Origin of the sequence: Lentzea terrae (genome assembly GCF_003265345.1) — a bacterium.
Taxonomy (GTDB): domain Bacteria; phylum Actinomycetota; class Actinomycetes; order Mycobacteriales; family Pseudonocardiaceae; genus Lentzea; species Lentzea terrae.
The window spans coordinates 26,811-45,357 of record NZ_QFWW01000003.1; the positions used below are offsets into that span (position 1 = coordinate 26,811).

At 69.5% G+C, this 18,547-nt stretch carries 14 protein-coding genes and 3 tRNA genes; 6 read left to right on the forward strand and 11 right to left on the reverse strand.

Annotation, left to right across the window (positions count from 1 at the left end):
- The first annotated feature begins 18 nt into the window (after positions 1 to 18).
- The 4 genes from DI276_RS05795 (at position 19) to DI276_RS05810 (ending at position 1,165) form a co-directional block, all read left to right on the forward strand.
- Positions 19 to 591, forward strand: a complete 573-nt coding sequence (locus DI276_RS05795) for a dihydrofolate reductase family protein (RefSeq protein WP_332874614.1) — start codon at positions 19 to 21, stop codon at positions 589 to 591.
- Between the two features lie 248 nt (positions 592 to 839).
- Positions 840 to 911, forward strand: a tRNA-Arg gene (locus DI276_RS05800).
- A 4-nt stretch (positions 912 to 915) separates the two neighbouring features.
- Positions 916 to 989, forward strand: a tRNA-Asp gene (locus DI276_RS05805).
- A gap of 104 nt (positions 990 to 1,093) precedes the next feature.
- Positions 1,094 to 1,165: transfer RNA gene (locus DI276_RS05810), tRNA-Phe, on the forward strand.
- A 1-nt stretch (position 1,166) separates the two neighbouring features.
- On the opposite strand, the gene DI276_RS05815 is transcribed toward DI276_RS05810, so the two are convergent.
- The gene (locus DI276_RS05815) at positions 1,167 to 2,288 is read right to left on the reverse strand and encodes a serine hydrolase domain-containing protein (protein WP_157984540.1); all 1,122 of its coding nucleotides are present in this window, start codon (positions 2,286 to 2,288) and stop codon (positions 1,167 to 1,169) included.
- Between the two features lie 286 nt (positions 2,289 to 2,574).
- Here DI276_RS05815 and DI276_RS05820 point away from each other — a divergent pair, with 286 nt between their 5' ends.
- Entirely contained in the window at positions 2,575 to 3,111 is a 537-nt protein-coding gene (locus DI276_RS05820; protein ID WP_112262258.1) for a KH domain-containing protein, read from the forward strand.
- 14 nt (positions 3,112 to 3,125) lie between these two features.
- Here DI276_RS05820 and DI276_RS05825 read toward each other — a convergent pair whose 3' ends face one another.
- From DI276_RS05825 to DI276_RS05835, 3 genes are all read right to left on the reverse strand, one after another.
- Positions 3,126 to 6,413 carry an error-prone DNA polymerase gene (locus tag DI276_RS05825; protein ID WP_112262259.1) on the reverse strand — a complete coding sequence of 1,096 codons (3,288 nt, stop codon included), beginning with the start codon at positions 6,411 to 6,413 and terminating at the stop codon, positions 3,126 to 3,128.
- A 64-nt stretch (positions 6,414 to 6,477) separates the two neighbouring features.
- Entirely contained in the window at positions 6,478 to 7,980 is a 1,503-nt protein-coding gene (locus DI276_RS05830) for a DNA polymerase Y family protein (RefSeq protein WP_112262260.1), read from the reverse strand.
- Positions 7,977 to 8,720 (reverse strand): hypothetical protein, encoded by a 744-nt coding sequence (locus DI276_RS05835; RefSeq protein ID WP_232836480.1) that lies wholly within the window; start codon positions 8,718 to 8,720, stop codon positions 7,977 to 7,979. The genes DI276_RS05830 and DI276_RS05835 overlap by 4 nt, the downstream gene beginning before the upstream one ends.
- Positions 8,721 to 8,947: 227 nt before the next feature.
- On the opposite strand from DI276_RS05835, the gene DI276_RS05840 reads away from it, so the two are divergent.
- Positions 8,948 to 9,691 (forward strand): hypothetical protein, encoded by a 744-nt coding sequence (locus DI276_RS05840; RefSeq protein WP_112262261.1) that lies wholly within the window; start codon positions 8,948 to 8,950, stop codon positions 9,689 to 9,691.
- 62 nt (positions 9,692 to 9,753) lie between these two features.
- Here DI276_RS05840 and purH read toward each other — a convergent pair whose 3' ends face one another.
- The 7 genes from purH to DI276_RS05875 form a co-directional block, all read right to left on the reverse strand.
- Positions 9,754 to 11,325: a bifunctional phosphoribosylaminoimidazolecarboxamide formyltransferase/IMP cyclohydrolase gene (purH, locus tag DI276_RS05845; RefSeq protein WP_112262262.1), complete on the reverse strand. Its 1,572-nt coding sequence runs from the start codon at positions 11,323 to 11,325 to the stop codon at positions 9,754 to 9,756.
- A complete protein-coding gene (gene purN / locus DI276_RS05850) occupies positions 11,322 to 11,939 on the reverse strand; it encodes a phosphoribosylglycinamide formyltransferase (protein ID WP_112262263.1) in 618 nt (205 codons plus the stop codon). The genes purH and purN overlap by 4 nt, the downstream gene beginning before the upstream one ends.
- Positions 11,940 to 11,991: 52 nt before the next feature.
- On the reverse strand, positions 11,992 to 13,524 hold the full coding sequence (locus tag DI276_RS49745; RefSeq protein ID WP_157984541.1) for a cell division protein PerM: 1,533 nt from the start codon (positions 13,522 to 13,524) through the stop codon (positions 11,992 to 11,994).
- Positions 13,525 to 13,638: 114 nt separating this feature from the next.
- Complete coding sequence (locus DI276_RS05860) at positions 13,639 to 14,364, reverse strand: DUF5336 domain-containing protein (RefSeq protein ID WP_112262264.1); 726 nt, start codon at positions 14,362 to 14,364, stop codon at positions 13,639 to 13,641.
- 148 nt (positions 14,365 to 14,512) lie between these two features.
- Positions 14,513 to 15,400 (reverse strand): succinate--CoA ligase subunit alpha, encoded by an 888-nt coding sequence (sucD, locus tag DI276_RS05865; protein WP_112262265.1) that lies wholly within the window; start codon positions 15,398 to 15,400, stop codon positions 14,513 to 14,515.
- Positions 15,401 to 15,405: 5 nt separating this feature from the next.
- Entirely contained in the window at positions 15,406 to 16,572 is a 1,167-nt protein-coding gene (gene sucC, locus DI276_RS05870; RefSeq protein WP_112262266.1) for an ADP-forming succinate--CoA ligase subunit beta, read from the reverse strand.
- Between the two features lie 213 nt (positions 16,573 to 16,785).
- Positions 16,786 to 18,465, reverse strand: coding sequence for a hypothetical protein (locus tag DI276_RS05875; RefSeq protein WP_112262267.1), 1,680 nt, complete (start codon positions 18,463 to 18,465; stop codon positions 16,786 to 16,788).
- Between the last annotated feature and the right edge of the window lie 82 nt (positions 18,466 to 18,547).

Below are 18,547 nucleotides of genomic sequence, written 5' to 3' on the forward strand. Positions count from 1 at the left end.
TTCAAGACACTGAGGGGAATGATCTGCATGCGAAAGCTCGTCTACTACGTGGCAGTGACGCTGGACGGGTTCATCGCGGCCGAGGACGGAACCTTCGACGGGTTCATCTTCGAAGGCGACCACATGGCCGGCATCAACGCCGTGTACCCGGACACGGTGCCGACCGCGTTCCGGGAGGCGGTGGGTCTTGCCGATGCACCGAACCCGAACTTCGACACGGTGCTGATGGGCCGCAACACCTACCAGGTGCCGGGCGGCCTGCCGTCGCCGTACGCGCACCTGCGGCAGTTCGTGGTGTCGTCGTCGGTGACCGACACCCCGGACGACGTCGAGGTGATTCGCGAGGACGTCGTCGGCCGCGTGCGCGAACTGAAGGAAGAGGACGGCCTGGACATCTGGCTGTGCGGCGGAGGCAAGCTGGCCGCCGAGCTGCTGCCGTTGATCGACAAGCTGCTCTTCAAGATCCACCCGGTCGTGTTCGGCCGCGGGATCCCGGTGTTCGACGGGAAGGTCGACATCACCACGTTCAAGCGCACGGATGCGCAGTTGTTCGAGAGCGGCGTTTCGTTCCTGACTTACGAGCGCGCTTAAAAATGATTGACGGGTGCCGCAGGTGCCCGTAATACTTGGAGCACACCAAGTCGAAGGGGAACGTCATGACTCGCCAGCAGCAGCTCCGACGCTTTAGCGGCGTCAGCTTCGTGCGCGTGTCACGACCGTTCGATCCGCGACCGTTTTCGCAGGTGAGCTCCTTGTAGTGGCTTGACGTAGGCCACCCAGGGAGCCGCCCGTCGGGAAACCGATCAGGGCGGCTCCTTCATTTTCTGCGCATTTATTTCGCCCTTGTAGCTCAATGGAGAGAGCGCGGCACTACGAACGCCGAAGTCCAGGTTCGACTCCTGGCAGGGGTACGAAGCTCACGTGGCCCAGTGGCTAGGGCACCGCATTGTCGATGCGGCGATTCGCGGGTTCGAGTCCCGTCGTGAGCGCTACCGGATGCGAGGGAGACGGCAACCCGCCTCATTTGGGATGAGGACACACCGCGTTCGACTCGCGGGCATCCGACGAAGCGCCTCTTTGGTGAGGCGCGCCAGGCTCTTTAGCTCAACTGGCAGAGCACCGGGGTGAAGATCCGGAGGACGGGGTTCGACTCCCTGAGGAGCCACTCACCGATCACCGCACAGCGCGTGGTCGATCAACGCCGCAGACGCCTTGTACTGCGCGATCGGGACCTGACCCGGTTCCACCGCACTGGCGATCAGCACCGTGACGGCATGGTGGCCGTCCGCCGTGACGGCGTTGTCGGTGATGGCGTTCAGGAACCCACCACCGTGGAACCAGACCACCTCGCCGCAGGACGTGGTGCGCTTCATCAGTCCCAGCCCGTAGCCCGGCTCGTCCCAGACGGGCTTGTACTGCTCGGCGGGCGTGGTCTTCTGCATCTCCGCCAGCTGCGCCGGCTTCAGCAGCCGACCGCCCAGCAGCGCGCGGAAGAAGCGGTTGACGTCACTCGTCGTGCTGATGATGGAGGCGTCACCGTGGCCTGCCACGTAGGTGGAGACGTCGACCTGCGGGCCGCCCGGCTGCAAGCGTTTGTGGGGTGCGAGCCGCGGTGACGGCAGGTAGGCGGACGTGCCGGTGAGGATGGTGTCCTTCAGCCCCAACGGTTCGACGATGCGTTCGTGGACGGCCTGCTGCCACGGTGCGCCCGTGGCCTGCTCGATGATCATCTCGGCGAGGACGTAGTTGGTGTTGGAGTAGGCCCACTTGTCCTCCTCCGGCTGGAACACGGGCGGGTGCTGCAGGGCCATGGCGACGAGCTGCTCGGGGCGGTAGGCGCGGAACCGTTCCCGCCTGAACTCCTCCGGCGTGGTGGCCTTTTCCAGCGGGTGGTCGTCGAGGTAGTCGGGCAGGCCGCTCTTGTGCCCGAGCAGCTGGCGCACAGTGATCTTCTTGCCGTCGTTGCCGTTCGCCGCCACGAGTCCCGGCAGCCACTGGTCCACCTCGTCGTCGAGACCGATCTTGCCTTCGCCGGCCAGTTGCAGGACGACGGTCGCGACGAACGCCTTGGTGGTGCTCGCGATCCGGTGCTTGGCGTCCCACGGGACGGCACCCGCACGTGCCCGCGCGGTTCCGCTGACTTCGGCGAGCACACCGGTGGCGCCGGTGGCGTACAAGGCGTTCACGTCGCGTTGGAGCGTCGAGGTGTTCGTGGCGGCTGCCGTCAAAGGCACGCAGGCCAGCACGACGGTGCTGACGGCCAGCAGTTTTCGCGTAGTTGTCCCCATGCCTCCACGATCACGTGGCCACGGGCTCTGCTCCATGGGGATGTCCACCGGTTCTCCCCTGATGCTGGCCCCAGGGCACAACACCAAGGCTCCTTCTCGAAAATGGGTGGTCGGCGCGCGTAGTCTCGATGCAGGCAGGAGCGCCTGCCGCACTCCGAGCTGTCCGCGGCCCGCGTCCGCGGTGGCTGTGAGGACAAGGGCCGCTGGTTCGCGCTGTCGGTGAGTTTCGGTCAACGCCGAGCCAGGCGATCAGGGCGCGGGGCAGCATCGCCGCGAGGAACATGGCGTGACTGACGACAGCGCGTTCAAGAAGCAGGTCCGGGCCCGGATGGCCGCGACCGGGGAGAAGTACACCGAGGCCCGCCGGATGGTGATCGCCGGGCAGCCGCCCGTCGTGGTGCGGGTGTACCTGAATTCGCATGTGGATCTGGAGCTGACCGCCGAAGCTGGTCGGGCATACGCCGCTGCCGATGAGCAGGGCCGCCGGGAGATGGCAGGCCGACTGCTGGTGGACCAGATCGAGGTGGCCGGGTTGACCGCCGGGTCGGAGCTGGTGACGAACCAGGAGTTGCGCGCCGAGGCAGAAGCCGCGGAGGACGCCGCGATCCGCGGTGCGGTGCAGCGGGGTGTGGACCGGGCGGTCGGGGTGTCGGCGGTGGAGATCGACAGAGGCGCGGATCAGCTGCGGGTCGGCATCCGCGCCACCAGGCCGGTCCTGCTGGCCGGTCGGCGCGGCGAGGAGGCCGACCAGATCCGCGGCGAACTGGAGGAGCTGACCGGAAGGCGGGTGCAGCTGAGCATCTGGGAGGAACGCGCGGACTGAGGATGCCAGCCGGCTCACCTGAAGTCGCGGGACCGAGACGGGATGCGCAGGTCGAGATGCTGCAACCGGTCCGCCATCAGGCTGACCACTCCCTCCGCCGACTCGACCACGCCCCGCACGAGCATCGCCCCGCTGCTGCGTGCCACCCGGCGGTAGCGCGCCCACAACCCTTGCGAGCACACGACGTTCACCATCCCGGTCTCGTCCTCGATGTTGAGGAACGTGACCCCGCCCGCCGTCGCCGGCCGTTGCCGGTGGGTCACCGCACCGCCGATGAGCACCCGAGTTCCAGGCGGAACGGAGGACAGCGCGGCGGCGGGCAGGGCGCCCATCGAGTCCAACTTGGACCGCACGAACTGGGTCGGGAAGCTGTCCGGCGACAGGCCCGTGGCCCAGACGTCCGCCACCGCCAGCTCGACGTCGTCCATGCCCGGCAACGAAGGCGCGTCGACACCGACCGTGGTGCCGGGCAGGCGATCGGGCCGGATGGCGGCGACGGCACCGGCTGCCCACAGCGCTTCCCGGCGTGCCAGACCAAAACAAGAAAAAGCACCGGCGGTGGCCAGGGCTTCCACCTGGGCCGTCGTCAGCTGCACGCGTGAGCCGAAGTCCTCCATGTCATGGAACGGTTGTGCCGCAACGATTCGCTCAGCATCGGCGGTGCCGATCCCGCGCACCGCCTCCAGTCCGATGCGGACGGCGTTGGCGCCCTCGAAGGGTTCCAAGCTCGCGTACGGCAACGACGAGTTCACGCACGGACCGTGCACCGTGACGCCGTGACGGCGGGCGTCGGCCACCAGGGACTGCGGGGAGTAGAAGCCCATCGGCTGGGCGCGGAGCAGGGCCGCGCAGAACGCCGCCGGGTAGTAGAGCTTGAACCAGGCGCTCACGAACACCAGGTGCGCGAAGGACAGGGCGTGCGACTCGGGGAAGCCGAAGTTCGCGAACGCCAGCAGCTTCGCGTAGATGCGGCCGGCCAGCTCCTCGCCGATGCCCTGAGCACGACAGCCCTCGTAGAAGCGGTCGCGCAGACGTTCCATACGGGCCGTCGAACGCTTGGCGCCCATGGCCCTGCGCAGCTCGTCGGCCTCGGCGGCGGTGAAGCCGGCCACGTCGACCGCGATCTGCATCAGCTGTTCCTGGAACAACGGAACGCCGTAGGTCTTCTTCAAAGCGTTCTCCAGCAACGGATGGTCGTAGTCCCACTTCTCGACCTCGTTGCGGCGCCGGATGTACGGGTGCACCGAGCCGCCCTGGATCGGGCCCGGCCTGATCAACGCCACCTCGACCACGAGGTCGTAGAACTCGCGCGGCTTCAGGCGCGGCAACGTCGCCATCTGCGCGCGGCTCTCCACCTGGAAGACGCCAACGGAGTCGGCCTTCTGCAACATCTCGTAGACACGTTGATCTGCCAGGTCGACCCCACCCATGTCGACCTCGACGCCCTCGTGGTCGCGGACGAGGTCGATGGCGTAGTGCAGCGCGGAGAGCATGCCGAGGCCGAGCAGGTCGAACTTCACCAGGCCGATCGAGGCGCAGTCGTCCTTGTCCCACTGGAGCACCGTGCGGTTCGGCATGCGCGCCTTCTCCACCGGGCACACCTCGCTGACCGGGCGGTGGCAGATCACCATGCCGCCGGAGTGGATGCCCAGGTGCCGCGGGAAGTTCTCCAGCTGCGCGGACAGTTCCAGCACGTTGCGCGGGATGTCGCAGTCGTCGGTGGTGGTGCTGAGCGGGCCCCACCTGTCGATCTGCTTGCTCCACGCGTCCTGCTGGCCCGGCGAGTGGCCGAGAGCACGGGCCATGTCGCGCACGGCGGACCGGGCGCGGTAGGTGATGACGTTCGCGACCTGAGCGGCGTGGCGCCGGCCGTACTTCTCGTAGACGTACTGGATCACTTCCTCGCGCCGGTCGGACTCGATGTCGACGTCGATGTCGGGAGGGCCGTCGCGGGCGGGCGCGAGGAAGCGTTCGAAGAGCAGGTCGAAGCGGACCGCGTCGACGTTGGTGATGCCGAGCGCGAAGCACACCGCGGAGTTCGCCGCGGAACCCCGGCCCTGGCAGAGGATGTCGTTGCGCTTGCAGAAGTTCACGATGTCCTGCACGACCAGGAAGTAGCCGGGGAAGCCGAGCTGTTCGATGATCTTCAGCTCGTGCTCGATCTGCTGGAACGCCTTCTCGTTGTGGTCGCCGTACCTGTGCCGCGCGCCCTCGTAGGTGAGCTTGCGCAACCAACTGTTCTCGGTGTGGCCCTGCGGCACGTCGAACGGCGGCAGCTGCGGCGCGACCAGCCTCAGGTCGAACGCCAGCTGCATGCCGAGCAACGCGGCGTTGTGCACAGCGCCGGGGTAACGGCGGAACCGGTGCCACATCTCCTCGCCGCTGCGCAGGAACGCGGCGGGCGACGGCGGCAGCCAGCCCGCCATGTCGTCGAGGCTGCTGCGAGCTCTGACCGCGGCCATCGCGGCAGCCAACCGGCCTCGGCTCGCGGTGGCGTAGTGCACCGCATTCGTCGCCACGACCGGAAGTTTGAGGTCCTGTGCCATCTTGAAGAGAAGGTCGTTGCGCCTGCTGTCCTCCGGCAGGCCGTGGTCGGTCAGCTCGACGTGGACGCGTCCCGTGCCGAACAGGTCGGTGAGCCGGACGATCTCCCGGTACGCCGCCGCTGGCCCCTCCCGCACGAGCGCCCTGCGGACGGTTCCCTTGCGGCAGCCCGTCAGCACCACGACCTCACCGCGAGTGTCCTCGACGAGCTGGTCGAGGTCGTAGACGGGTTTACCCTTCTCCGCGCCGTCGTCGAGATGGCCGGTGGTGAGCGTGCGGCACAACCGGTGGTAGCCCTCCTGTTGGCGTGCAAGGAGAAGCAGGTGATCACCCTCGGGATCGGGTTCACCGTTGGCCGGCTTGCTGAGCCCGATGCTGAGCTCGGCGCCGAACACCGTGTGCATCCCGAGCTCCTTCGCGGCCTCGGCGAACCGCACCACGCCGTACATGCCGTCGTGGTCGGTGATCGCGATGGCGTCGAGCTTGAGCCGTTGCGCCTCCTCGACGAGCTCCTCCGGGTGGCTCGCGCCGTCGAGCCAGCTGAAGTTGGAGTGGCAGTGCAGCTCCGCGTACGGCACGCGCTTGCGGGTGACCGCGGCCTCGTCCACGCGCAGCTCGAAACCCGGCGGCGCGGTGTACCGGTCGCGGTGGCGTGACCACCCCGGACCGTCGCCACCGTCGGGTTTCTGCTCGTACGGCTTGCCGGAAAGAGCGCGTTCCAGCTCCTTCCAGCGGACCGGCGGGTTATTCCAGCCCATCAGCAACCTTTGCGCGGCAACGGGATCAGGCTCTCCAGCAGATCCCAGTACTGGTCGTCGTGCATCAGTCGTACACCCCTTCCAGAAACCACCTCTGGTCCCTGCGGATCAGCAGGAACGCCTGGTCCGGCGTCTGCACCTGGATGCGCGCGGCCCGGTGCGAGTCCGGCGCCCACCACCGCTCGTCGACCGGCCACGGTCCGGCCCACGCCGTCACCTCCTGCGTTCTTCCGTTGACGGCAAGGCTTTTGGGCCGCGCGGTGAGCTCGAGACGACCGGTCACGCCGACCTCGTTGCCGTCCGCGTCTTTCAGCACGGCCGGATCGTCCGCGAGCGTCGCGGGCGCTCTGGTGAGCCGGCCGGGCCACGGGTGGTCGGGGTTGCGCACCGGCACCCGTTCGTCGCCCCACGGCACGAGCCTGACCTGCTCCTTCGGTCCTCTGCCGCCGTCGAGCACCGGGGTGAGCACGCCGTCCGGGCCGAGCAGACCCTGGACGTGCAGGAGGGCACGCACCGCGCGTTCGTCGTCGTGGCCCCACAAACCGAGCTGGAGCGCGGTGCCGTTGACGACCTCGACCGGTTCGAGCGTGAGCGTCCTGATCCCGGAGGTGAGGCGTTCGCGGGTGAGCCAGCCGTCGAGCTGCCAGCGCACGCGGTCCGCGATTCCCCGCGGGGTCAACGGTTCCGCGGCCCGCCACACCCGGTGCAGCTCCTCGTCGTGCTCGGTGCGGGCGTGGATGCCGAGCCTCGTGCACGCGAGGCTGCGGTTCGCGAGGTTCTCGTGCAGCCGTTCCGAGAGGATCTTCGCGGCGAACGCGGCCGAGTCGATCCGGTCGACCGGATCGTCGAAGGTCTCCGTGACGGCCAGCTCCGGAGCGGGCTTGCGCTTGTCGAGCGGACGTTCCGGCAGGCCGCGGGCCAGGCGGTGCTGTCGCGTGGCCGGGCCGCCGAACCGTGACGCCACCGCGTTCTCCGGGACGTCCGCGAACGCGCCCAGCGTCTTCAGGCCGAGCCTGCGCAGCAGGTCGACCAGCTCCGGGGCGTCGAGCTCGTGCACGCCCAGTGGCCGCAGGAACTCCGCGGTCTGGTTCGGCGGGACGATCACGTTGCGGTGCGCGGCTTTCGTGGCGGCGAAGAGGCTGTCGGCCACGCCCACCTGAGCTTCGGTGCCGGTCTGCTGAGCGATGTGGTCGACGATGCGTTCGGCTGCCTGCTCGGCGGAGGAGAAGTAGCCGACCGGACCGCGGGCCGGCACCGCGACCAGGCCCGGTTGCACGACCTCGATGCCGGGTGCCAGCTCCTCTACGGCCTCCGCGACCGGCTCGAAGAACCTGGCGTCGCGCTGCGGGTCGTGGTCGAAGGTGACCAGCTCCGGGCACATCGACTCGGCCATGCGTTTGCGCATGGCTCTGCGGAGGCCCTCGGCGCGTGCGACGGCCGAGGTGGCCACGATCTCGTTGCCGTCGAGGACCGCCACCGGCACGTGCTGGCTGGTGCCGGAGGCGGTGCAGGCGGCGACGACGGGCCAATCAGGGCACCAGACCGCGAGGAGACGGGAGTCCTTCACGCAGGACGACCCCGGGTTGTAGCCCGCCTGGAGGCCAGCTCGTCGGGCAGGTCCGGACCGGCATCAGCCGGCTCGTCGGACCCGGACGGCTCGCCGGCCACCAGCGGGAGCTCGATTTCTTCTTCCCCGAACGTCAACAGCACGTGCTTCGGCTTGCCCGCCGAGCCGCGGCCACCGCTGCGCACGCTGATCTCCTGGCGCCGCAACGTTTCCGCACCGTCGTCGAGCTGGTTCCAGCGCACGGACTCCGCGGTCAGCTCCACGTCGGCCGATGGCCAGGAACCGAAGGCGATCAGCACGGCACGGCGTTGGCGGGCGCGGGCGGTGAGGCGGCGGGCCAGTGACGGAGGCAGTGGACAGGCGACGGCCACCAGGTCGATGCCGTCGAGCAGGGCCGCGATGACCGGGCCGGGATCGGCGCCGGGACGTGGGACGAGTGCCAGCCGCTGCACCGAGACCCCGAGCTCGGCCGCGGCCAGCACGCCCACCTGCGGCAGCCCGACCACGGCGGCCCAGCAGCCGTCCGCGGTCGCGCCGGCGAGCAGGGCGAGCAGCAACGATGTCGATCCGCCCACCGACACCGTGCTGCCTCGCCGCAAGCCGCCCCACGGCAGCAGGCCCGCCAGCTCCCCGCGAACCGGCAGAACCCGCCCCGTGGCGTGGTCGGTGGTGGTACTGGTCAGCTCGCTGGCCGGGTTCACCCCGAGCTCGGCCAACGACGCCGTTGCCGACCTGGACACTCCACCCACCTCCCGTCTCGGACCGTGCGCACCCCTGTGCACGGCCGCCGCGGGAAGTTCGGCGACTTGCTTATTCGAACTCCTGTTCGAACGAACGAGATGATCGTAGCGCGCCTGCGCACCCCCGTGTCAATGCCAGAGCGTCACTCTTTTGGGGGACAGACCCACGGCGGCCCACAAGGTCATCTACGGTGGCCGGATCACCCGGAAAGTCGAGGGGAACGCCGGTGAACCAACCACCCCCGCACGGCTGGCAGCAGCAACCGCTTCCGCCGCAGGGCTGGCAACAGCAGCAACCACCTGGCGGCTGGCAACAGCCCCAACCGGGCTATGGCCACCCGCAGCAGCAGCCGCCGAAGAAGAGCAAGGCACCGATCATCATCGTGATGATCGTCGTCGGCCTGCTGGTGCTCGGCGGCGGCCTCGTCGCGCTGTTCGTCTACCTCGACACCAACGAGGACGGCGGCACCAGCAAGCGCACCGACCAGTTGCCCGCCGTGTGCGGCAACATCTCCGAGGCCGCGCTCGCCAAGGCGCGCACCACGAACCCGAACGGGCGTGGCTCGTCCGAACGCGACGGCTCGAGCGGCAGCCGAACCACCTGCGCGTGGACCCAGACCAAGGGCGTCGACGGCAGCGGCAAGCGCACCACCAACATCACCGTCTCGAGCAACCTGAAGGACGCGCAGAAGGAGTACGACCGGCTCGCGTCGCAGGCCAAGATCAACCTCCGCCAGGACACGGCCCAGGAGCGGCCGTTCGACGGCCTCGGCGACCAGGCCACCGGGGTGCTGAGGGAGACGACGTCGGCGTTCACGGAGATCAAGATCGTCGTGCGCAAGGGCGACAGCGTGGTCGAGGTCGACTACACGGGCTGGGACGCGGGCATCTTCAGCAACAAGAAGCCGGACTTCGCGGAGTTCGAGGCCGCGGCCAAGGGCATGGCCGAAGAGATGGTCGCCAAGCTCTGACCGAAAACGATGAACGGCGCTTTTGTGCACCTGAGGTGGACAAAAGCGCCGTTCATCGTTGTTCAGTGGGCGAAGTGGCGGGTGCCCGTGAGGTAGAGGGTGATGCCGTGCTCCTCGGCCTTGGCGATCACCTCGGGGTCGCGCACCGAACCACCGGGCTGCACGACCGCGCGCACACCGGCCTCCAGCAGCACCTCGAGGCCGTCCGGGAACGGGAAGAACGCGTCCGAGGCCGCGACCGCGCCCTTGGCCCGCTCACCCGCGCGCTTCACCGCGAGGTGCGACGAGTCGACGCGGTTGACCTGGCCCATGCCGACACCGACGGTGGCGCCGTTGTCCGCCAGCAGGATCGCGTTCGACTTCACCGCACGGATGGCGCGCCACGCGAACTCCAGGTCCGCCAGCGTCTTCTCGTCCGCGGGCTTGCCGCACGCCAGCGTCCAGTTGGCCGGCGAGTCACCGGCGGCGTCGATGGCGTCGCGCTGCTGCAGCAGCAGGCCACCGGACACGGGGCGCATCTCGGCGCCACCGCGCTGGGGTGCCTCGGCCACGAGGATGCGCACGTTCTTCTTGCGCTGCAACACCTCCACCGCACCGTCCGCATAGGACGGAGCGATGACGACCTCGGTGAAGATCTCCGAGACGAACTCGGCCATCTCCACGGTGACCTCGCGGTTGGCCGCGATGATGCCGCCGAACGCGCTGACCGGGTCGCACTCGTGCGCCTTGCGGTGCGCGTCCGCGATGCTCACCTCGGACACCGCGATGCCGCACGGGTTGGCGTGCTTGATGATCGCGACGCACGGCAGCTCGTGGTCCCACGCGGCGCGCCAGGCGGCGTCGCCGTCGAGGAAGTTGTTGTACGACATCTCCTTGCCGTGCAACTGCTGCGCCGACGCCAGCCCCACGCGGCCGTCGCCCTGGGTGTACAGCGCGGCGTGCTGGTGCGGGTTCTCGCCGTAGCGCAGGACGTTCGACCGGTTCCAGGTCGCGCCGACCCAGCCGGGGAAGCCGCTGCCCTCGTCGTCCGGGGCCAGCACGTTGCCGATCCAGGACGCCACGGCGACGTCGTAGGTGGCGGTGTGCCGGAACGCCTGGGCCGCGAGCTGCTGCCGGTCTGCCAGGGTGAAGCCGCCCTCGCGGACGTTCTCCAGCACCCAGTCGTAGCGCGCCGGGTCGACGACGACCGCGACGTTCGCGTGGTTCTTCGCCGACGCGCGGACCATCGCGGGGCCGCCGATGTCGATCTGCTCGACGCAGTCGTCGGGGGAGGCACCGGACGCGACGGTCTGCGTGAACGGGTACAGGTTCACGACCAGCAGGTCGAACGGCGCGATGTCCATCTCGCGCAGCTGCTGGACGTGCGTCTCCTTGCGCAGGTCGGCCAGCAGACCGGCGTGCACACGCGGGTGCAGCGTCTTGACGCGGCCGTCGAGGCACTCGGGGAACCCGGTGACCTGCTCGACCGGCGTCACCGGGACGCCCGCGTCGGCGAGGACCTTCGCGGTGCCGCCGGTGGACACGATCTCGACTCCGGCCGCGTGCAGGCCGGTGGCCAGTTCCAGCAGGCCGGCCTTGTCGGAGACCCCGATCAGGGCCCGGCGTACCGGTCGCCTCTCGGCAGGAGTGCTCACGGAATGCTCACCTTTCGTCCGTTCACGGTGCAGCCCTCGCGGGCCAGCCTGCCGACCGTCTCGACGAGCAGCCGGCGTTCGACGACCTTGATGCGTTCGTGCAGGGTCTCTTCGGTGTCGCCGGGTTCGACGGCAACTGCCTCCTGCGCGAGGATCGGGCCGGTGTCCACGCCCGCGTCGACCAGGTGCACGGTCGATCCGGTGACGTGCACGCCGTAGTCCAACGCGTCCCGCACGCCGTGCGCGCCGGCGAACGCGGGCAGCAGCGCGGGGTGAGTGTTGATCATCCGGCCGCCGAAGCGCGCCAGGAACCGCTCGCCGATGATCTTCATGAAGCCGGCGGACACCACCAGATCGGGCTCGTACGACGCGACCGCCTCGGTGAGCGCCGCGTCCCAGGCCGCGCGGTCGGCGTGGTCGCGCAGCCTTACGACGAAGTGCGGCACCCCGGCACGTTCGGCGCGCTTGAGGCCCTCGATGTTCGCGCGGTCGGCGCCGACCGCGACCACCTCGATCGGGAGGTCGGCGTCCAGCAACGCCTGCATGAGGGTTCCGGAACCGGAGACGAGTACGACGACGCGCGCCGGTGTGGGAAGCCGAAGTTCGGTGCTCAGCGTCTACTCCTGGGCGTGGCGTGTTGTAGCAGCTCAGGGGCAGTTTAGGCCGTCACCGTTCCGGCTTGCCGTCCAGGTCCTCCTCCGGCTCCATGCCGAGCATCTCGTCGAACTCCGCGTCGAGGTCTTCCTCTTCGTCCTCAACGTCTTCGTCGAGTTCGTCCGCAACGTCTTCTTCTTCGTCGAGCTCGTCGTCGAGCTCTTCTTCGTCGACGAGCTCGTCCTCGTACTCGTCCTCGTCGTAGTAGTCGTCGTCTTCGAGGTCCTCTTCCACCTCGAACTCGTCCTCGTCCACGACCTCGAGCTGTTCGAACTGGTCGGTGAGCTCGTCGTCCTCGAACACGACGTCCTCGTCGACCGGTTCGTCCGCGTCGTCGTCCGGCTCCACGAGCTCGTCGGCCACCGCGACGGGCTTGACCCGCGAGCCGGCGAGCCAGGCCACCAGAGCGCCCGGCACGAGCACCCACAACGCCACCAGCAGCGCGAGCAGACCGGCCGGCACCGTCACCGGGTCGAACGCCCCGGCCGCCAGCCGTCCACCGGCGGTCGCGGCGAGCACCAGGCTGCCCACGGCCGCGGTGACCGCGGCGACCAGCACCGCGCGGAACCGCGAACTCGGCCGGTCGGACACCTTGCGGCAGGTCCAGCCGACGAACGCGCCGATCAGCGCCGCGCCCGCGAGCACGACCGGGCTCCACGCGAACGCCTCCTCCGGCATCGCCGCCAGCAACGGCACCGAGGGCACCTGGCCGGGGACGAACCGCATCGGCGTGACCTCGACCCCGCCCATGGAGAAGCCGGCACCCGCGAGGTAGGAGAAGCCCGCGATGATCGCGTTCGGCAGATAACCGAGGCACAGCAGGAACACGCCGAGCCCGACGCCGACCGACGGACCCGCGCCCGCGAACAGCTCGCTGGTGCGCGGCCACGAGATCGCGAGCCCGGCCGCCACCATCAACGCACCCGCGCTGACCAGTGCGAACAACGCCATGAAGCCCGCGCGCAGACCGTGCAGCGCCACCGGGTCGAGCTTGTCGAACACCATCTCGACGAGACCGCAGCGGCGGGCGACACCGAGCGTGGCGGCAAGACCGGACACGGCAGCGCAACCGAAGAACGCGACGGCGGGCGTGGCGCGCACGACGCCCTCACCCATCAGCAGCGCGATCGAGCCGCCGACGACCGCGTGCGCGCCGGAGATGCTCAGCACGACACCGCGCGCCTGGAGTGGTTCGTAGAGGCCGAGCCGATCGGCCGTGCCCGCGGCGGTACGGCCGACGAGCAGCATCAGCAACGCGGTGGGCAGCAACGGCAGCACGCCGAGCTGACCTGCGTCGAAGCGCAACGGCACGTGGTGCGCGGCCAGCCACGCGGGTGCGGCCGCGGTGAGCACGCCGGCCGTGGAGAAGGAGGCGTACGTGGCCGTCGCGGACACCAGTGCGAGCACCGCGGCGACGGCGGCGTACCCGACGACCACCGACCCGACCGCGGCCGCCACGAGCACGCGCATGCGTTCGGAGCGCGAGAACTCCGGCGGGCGCACGGTGGTCACCTCGCGAGTCACGTCGCGTTGCAGCACGGGCACTTCTCCACTGTGTCAGGCCGGCTGGGCCGTTCGAGTGAGGCACGCCGGGTCATACGACAGGGGTGGTGCCGGAAGCAACCGGCACCACCCCTGAAGTCGAACGGTGTGCGGACCTTACTGCTGCGGTCCGCCGAAGCCACCGGGCGGCGTGCCCGGCGCGCCGAACTGGCCCGGCTGCGGCATGAAGCTGGTCTGCTGCGGCGGCTGACCCGGCTGCTGCGCGGGCTGCTGCGGCTGCTGACCGAACTGCTGCTGCTGGCCGAACTGGCCCTGCTGCGGTGCCTGCTGCGGGGGCGCGCCGTGCTGCTGCGGGTGCTGACCCTGCTGCGGGAACGCACCGGACTGCGGGTTCCAGCCACCGGGCTGGCCCTGCTGGCCCGCGTACGGGTTCGCGGGCTTCGGCTCGAACTTCACGATGCCCTCGGCGAGCAGGAAGGCGAGCACGATGGCCGCCGTCTCCAGCAGCGCCACGATGAGCAGCACGATGTCGAGGCCCGCCACGGCCGGCGACTTGATGATGACCTGCAGCTGCAGGAGCGTCTGCACGGCAGCCAGGATCGCGGCGACCGGCACGAAGCCCTTCGGGATGCTCGGCAGCACCGAGAGACCCGCGAGCGCGCCTGCGGCCAGCAGGTACGTGACGCTGCCGCTGCTCACGTCGTCCGCGAACGCGATGAGGTACGCGATGAGGCCGAGACCTGCCGCGACCAGCGGGAGGATCAGGCCGAGGTTGATGTTGTTGGCGCCGGGAGCGCCAGGAGCGCCGTGGGCCTGAGGCGGTGCCTGGTGCTGTGCCGGACCCGGCGGCTGCTGTTGGGGTGCGCCGTAAGGCACGGACATGTCAGGTCTCCTCCAACCGAGTGATGCTGCAAAAACGCTACTTGACGCACGTGCTCAGACGATGACCGGATCATGCCGGTTCCGCCAGACGAGCGAGGGCCGGACTCCGAAAGTACTCGGAATCCGGCCCTGGAGGTGCTCAAAGTGCTCAGAGACCCTGCATGATCTCGCGCATCAGCGCGGCGGTCTCGGACGGCGTCTTGCCGACCTTGACGCCGGCGGCCTCGAGGGCCTCCTTCTTCGCCTGCGCGGTGCCCGCCGAGCCGGAGACGATGGCGCCGGCGTGGCCCATGGTCTTGCCCTCGGGGGCGGTGAAGCCCGCGACGTAGCCGACGACCGGCTTGGTCACGTTCTCCTTGATGTACGCGGCCGCGCGCTCCTCGGCGTCGCCGCCGATCTCACCGATCATCACGATCGCGACGGTCTCGTCGTCGGCCTGGAAGGCCTCGAGCGCGTCGATGTGCGTGGTGCCGATGATCGGGTCGCCACCGATGCCGATCGCGGTGGAGAAGCCGAAGTCACGCAGCTCGTACATCATCTGGTAGGTCAGCGTGCCGGACTTCGACACCAGACCGATCTTGCCGGGGCCCGCGATGTTCGCGGGGATGATGCCGGCGTTCGACTTGCCGGGGCTGATGATGCCGGGGCAGTTCGGGCCGATGATGCGGGTCTTGTTGCCGGTCGCGACGGCGTGCGCCCAGAAGTAGGCGGTGTCGTGCACCGGGATGCCCTCGGTGATGACGACGGCCAGCTCGATCTCGGCGTCGATCGCCTCGACCACCGCGGCCTTCGAGAAGGCCGGGGGCACGAAGATCACGGTCACGTTCGCGCCGGTGGCCTCCATGGCCTCCTTGACGGTGCCGAAGACCGGGAGGACGGTGCCGTCGAAGTCGACCTTCTCGCCCGCCTTGCGCGGGTTCACGCCACCGACGATGTTCGTGCCGGACGCGAGCATGCGCTTGGTGTGCTTGGTGCCCTCGGCACCGGTCATGCCCTGGACGATGACCTTGCTGTTCTCGTTGAGGAAGATAGCCATCGTTCTCAGACCCCCGCAGCCGCGAGCTCGGCGGCCTTCGCGGCCGCGTTGTCCATCGTGTCGACAACGGTCACCAGCGGGTGGTTGGCGTCGGCGAGAATCCGGCGGCCCTCCTCCACGTTGTTGCCGTCGAGGCGGACGACCAGCGGCTTGGTGGCCTCGTCGCCGAGGATCTCCAGCGCCTTCACGATGCCGTTGGCCACGGCGTCGCACGCGGTGATGCCGCCGAAGACGTTGACGAACACCGAGCGGACGGCCTCGTCGCCGAGGATGACGTCCAGGCCGTTCGCCATGACCTCGGCGGACGCGCCGCCGCCGATGTCGAGGAAGTTCGCGGGCTTCACGCCGTACTGCTCACCGGCGTACGCGACGACGTCCAGAGTGGACATCACGAGACCGGCGCCGTTGCCGATGATGCCGACCTCGCCGTCGAGCTTGACGTAGTTGAGGCCCTTCTCCTTGGCCTTGGCCTCGAGAGGGTTCTCCGCCTGCTTGTCGACCAGCTCGGCGTGGGCCGGGTGGCGGAAGTCGGCGTTCTCGTCCAGCGTGACCTTGCCGTCGAGCGCGACGATCTTGTCCTGCGGGTCGCGGACCAGCGGGTTGACCTCGACGAGCGTGGCGTCCTCCGCGACGAAGGTCTCCCACAGCTTGACGATCACGTCGACGACCTGGTCCTTGACCTCGGCCGGGAAGTTCGCCGCGTCGGCGATCTCCTTGGCCTTGGCCGCGTCGACACCCTTGATGGCGTCGATGTGGATCTTCGCGAGGGCCTCGGGCTTGGTGGCCGCGACCTCCTCGATGTCCATGCCGCCCTCGACACTCGCCATGGCGAGGAAGGTGCGGTTCGCACGGTCGAGGAGGAAGGAGAAGTAGTACTCCTCCGCGATGTCCGAGGCAGGCGTCACCAACACGCGGTGAACGATGTGCCCCTTGATGTCCAGGCCGAGGATGGCGGTCGCCTTCTCCTCGGTCTCCTCGGCGGTGGAAGCGAGCTTCACACCGCCGGCCTTGCCGCGGCCGCCGGTCTTGACCTGGGCCTTGACGACGACCGGCTGGCCGAACTTCGCGGCGATGGCCTTGGCGTCGGCGGGGTTGGTGGCCACATCGCCCGGCAGTACCGGGACGCCGTGGGCGGCGAAGAGGTCCTTCGCCTGGTACTCGTACAGGTCCACTCGGGTCTCCTGCGACGTCGGTGTCGGAACACAACACCGCGCCTGGGTGGTCCTCAAGGGGCCAAGCGAACCCACTTGACGCGGCTGGGCCCAGACACTATCGAGCTGCGGCTACCGCTCGCACGCCACCTTCGGTGAGGTCGGTCTCAACGGCGGTGAGGTCGATCACGCGTGCGCGCGCGATATAGCGAAAAGCATGTTGCAAAGCACGTTTCAGCGGGTCGCGCGAGCACCCATCAAGCCGGCCGCGACCAGCAGTGCGGCCGCTGCCGCCAGCGCGAGCCACGTGCCGGGGCCCGCACTCGCCCCCACGACCTTTTCACCCGTCAGCGGCAACTCCAGCGCGCGCACGCCCATCAACAACACGCCGCCTGCGAGCACGGCGGCACCGCGAGCGGGCCTCGACCGAAGCGCGACCACCAAAGCGATGATCAAGACGAGGAGTGAGGCGATCAGCGATGCCGAGACGACCGGATCGCTGTCCGGCACCAGCGTCGCCGCTGTGTAGTTGTCACTGCGCACGGTCGGCAGCGCGAACGCGCCCACCGCGAAGAGGCCGGCCAGCAGCACCGCACCCAGTTCGGCGACCGGCACCTCCTGCCGCTTGCCGATCTCGGTGTTCTCCCGTTCGACCGCTCCGGCGAGGCCTGCGCAGACCAGCGCCAGCAGGCCGAGCGGGACCTCGGCGACCATCAGCCAGAAGCCGGCGCCCGGCTGCGCGATGCCGGCCTGGCTCGCCGCCAGCACCGGCTCGGTCGCACCGGCAGCGGCGAGCTGCATCGCGAAGTGGCCGAGGACCAGCGCCGGACGCACCGCCGCGGCGGTGGACGGCACGAACAACGCCAGGCCGAGCACGCCGAACGCAAGACCTGCCGGCCAGAGGAGGTTCGCGGAGGCCAGCTCTGGTGCCACCCCACCCGTCGCGAGGACGAGTTGCGGCAGGACCGCGCCGGCGAGCATCGCGACCGCGGAGAGAACCGTGAACGCACCCGCAGCCACGTGCAGGCGGTGGACCGACGGCAGCGCCAGGTCCTTGGTCTCGTCGCGCTTGCCGCGCAGCAGTCGCACCAACCTGGCCAGCAGGGGGAGAACGGGCAGCGTCAGCGCGGCGAGCAACGCGATCACCGGGCCCGCGCTGATGCCGAGACCCGTCGCGACAGTGCCGGCCACCAGCCACGGCAGCACGACACCGGCAAGGGCGAGCGACACGCCGAGCACCCCGCCCTGGCGGGTGTCCGGATCAGGAGAGCTGGCCGCGAGCGCGGTGGCGAGCGGCGCGGCGAGGGCCAGCAGCAGCCCGCCCGTCAACCCGAGCACCGGCAGGTCCCACGGCCCGCGGTCGAGCTGGAAGGGGTCTGCGGAGGAGAACGGCTTGCCCAGCAACCCGACCGTGGCCCAGCAGGCGATGATCACGTGCAGGGCCACGAGGCCCGGCGGCTCCGACTCGTCGGCGGGCATGCCGGCCCGGCCGGCGGCCAGCAGACCGCCCGCGATCACCAGCACGTGCCCGGCGAGCAGCACCCAGAGCCCCGCCGACGGGGTGACCGCGATGAGGGTCGTGGGACGGAACAGCTCCGGCCGCGCCACGGCCATCGGGGCGAACGCGAGCTGGAGGTCGCTGAGAAAGCGCCCGATGGCGAACACCCCGACGGCGGCGATCAGTCCCGCCGCCACGAACGGCCTGCCGCGCATCAGCAGCACACCGGCGACGGCCGGCGGCAGGAGTGCGAGCAGGGCGAGGAGCGGCCACGACGTGTAGGCGGGTTCCGCGCCGTCGACCACGCCCAGCAGCGGGCCGATGGCGAGGAGGAGACCGCCCGCTGCGGCGAGCGCCCACGAGATGCGCAGCCGAGCGGCGGCAGGTGTCTGGTTCTCGAGCTCGGTTCGAGTCATCGCGGGCGAACCTAGCAAGACCGGCGTTGGGTTCTGTGTCACCTGGCGCTGCCTAATGAGACGAAATTCGTTCGCATGTGGA

What these genes read in the sequence shown, in the direction of transcription:
- DI276_RS05860 (WP_112262264.1), bottom strand. Translation starts at nt 14,364, where the DNA reads ATGTCCGTGCCTTACGGCGCACCCCAACAGCAGCCGCCGGGTCCGGCA.
- DI276_RS05815 (WP_157984540.1), bottom strand. Translation starts at nt 2,288, where the DNA reads ATGGGGACAACTACGCGAAAACTGCTGGCCGTCAGCACCGTCGTGCTG.
- DI276_RS05875 (WP_112262267.1), bottom strand. Translation starts at nt 18,465, where the DNA reads ATGACTCGAACCGAGCTCGAGAACCAGACACCTGCCGCCGCTCGGCTG.
- sucD (WP_112262265.1), bottom strand. Translation starts at nt 15,400, where the DNA reads ATGGCTATCTTCCTCAACGAGAACAGCAAGGTCATCGTCCAGGGCATG.
- DI276_RS05825 (WP_112262259.1), bottom strand. Translation starts at nt 6,413, where the DNA reads ATGGGCTGGAATAACCCGCCGGTCCGCTGGAAGGAGCTGGAACGCGCT.
- DI276_RS05795 (WP_332874614.1), top strand. Translation starts at nt 19, where the DNA reads ATGATCTGCATGCGAAAGCTCGTCTACTACGTGGCAGTGACGCTGGAC.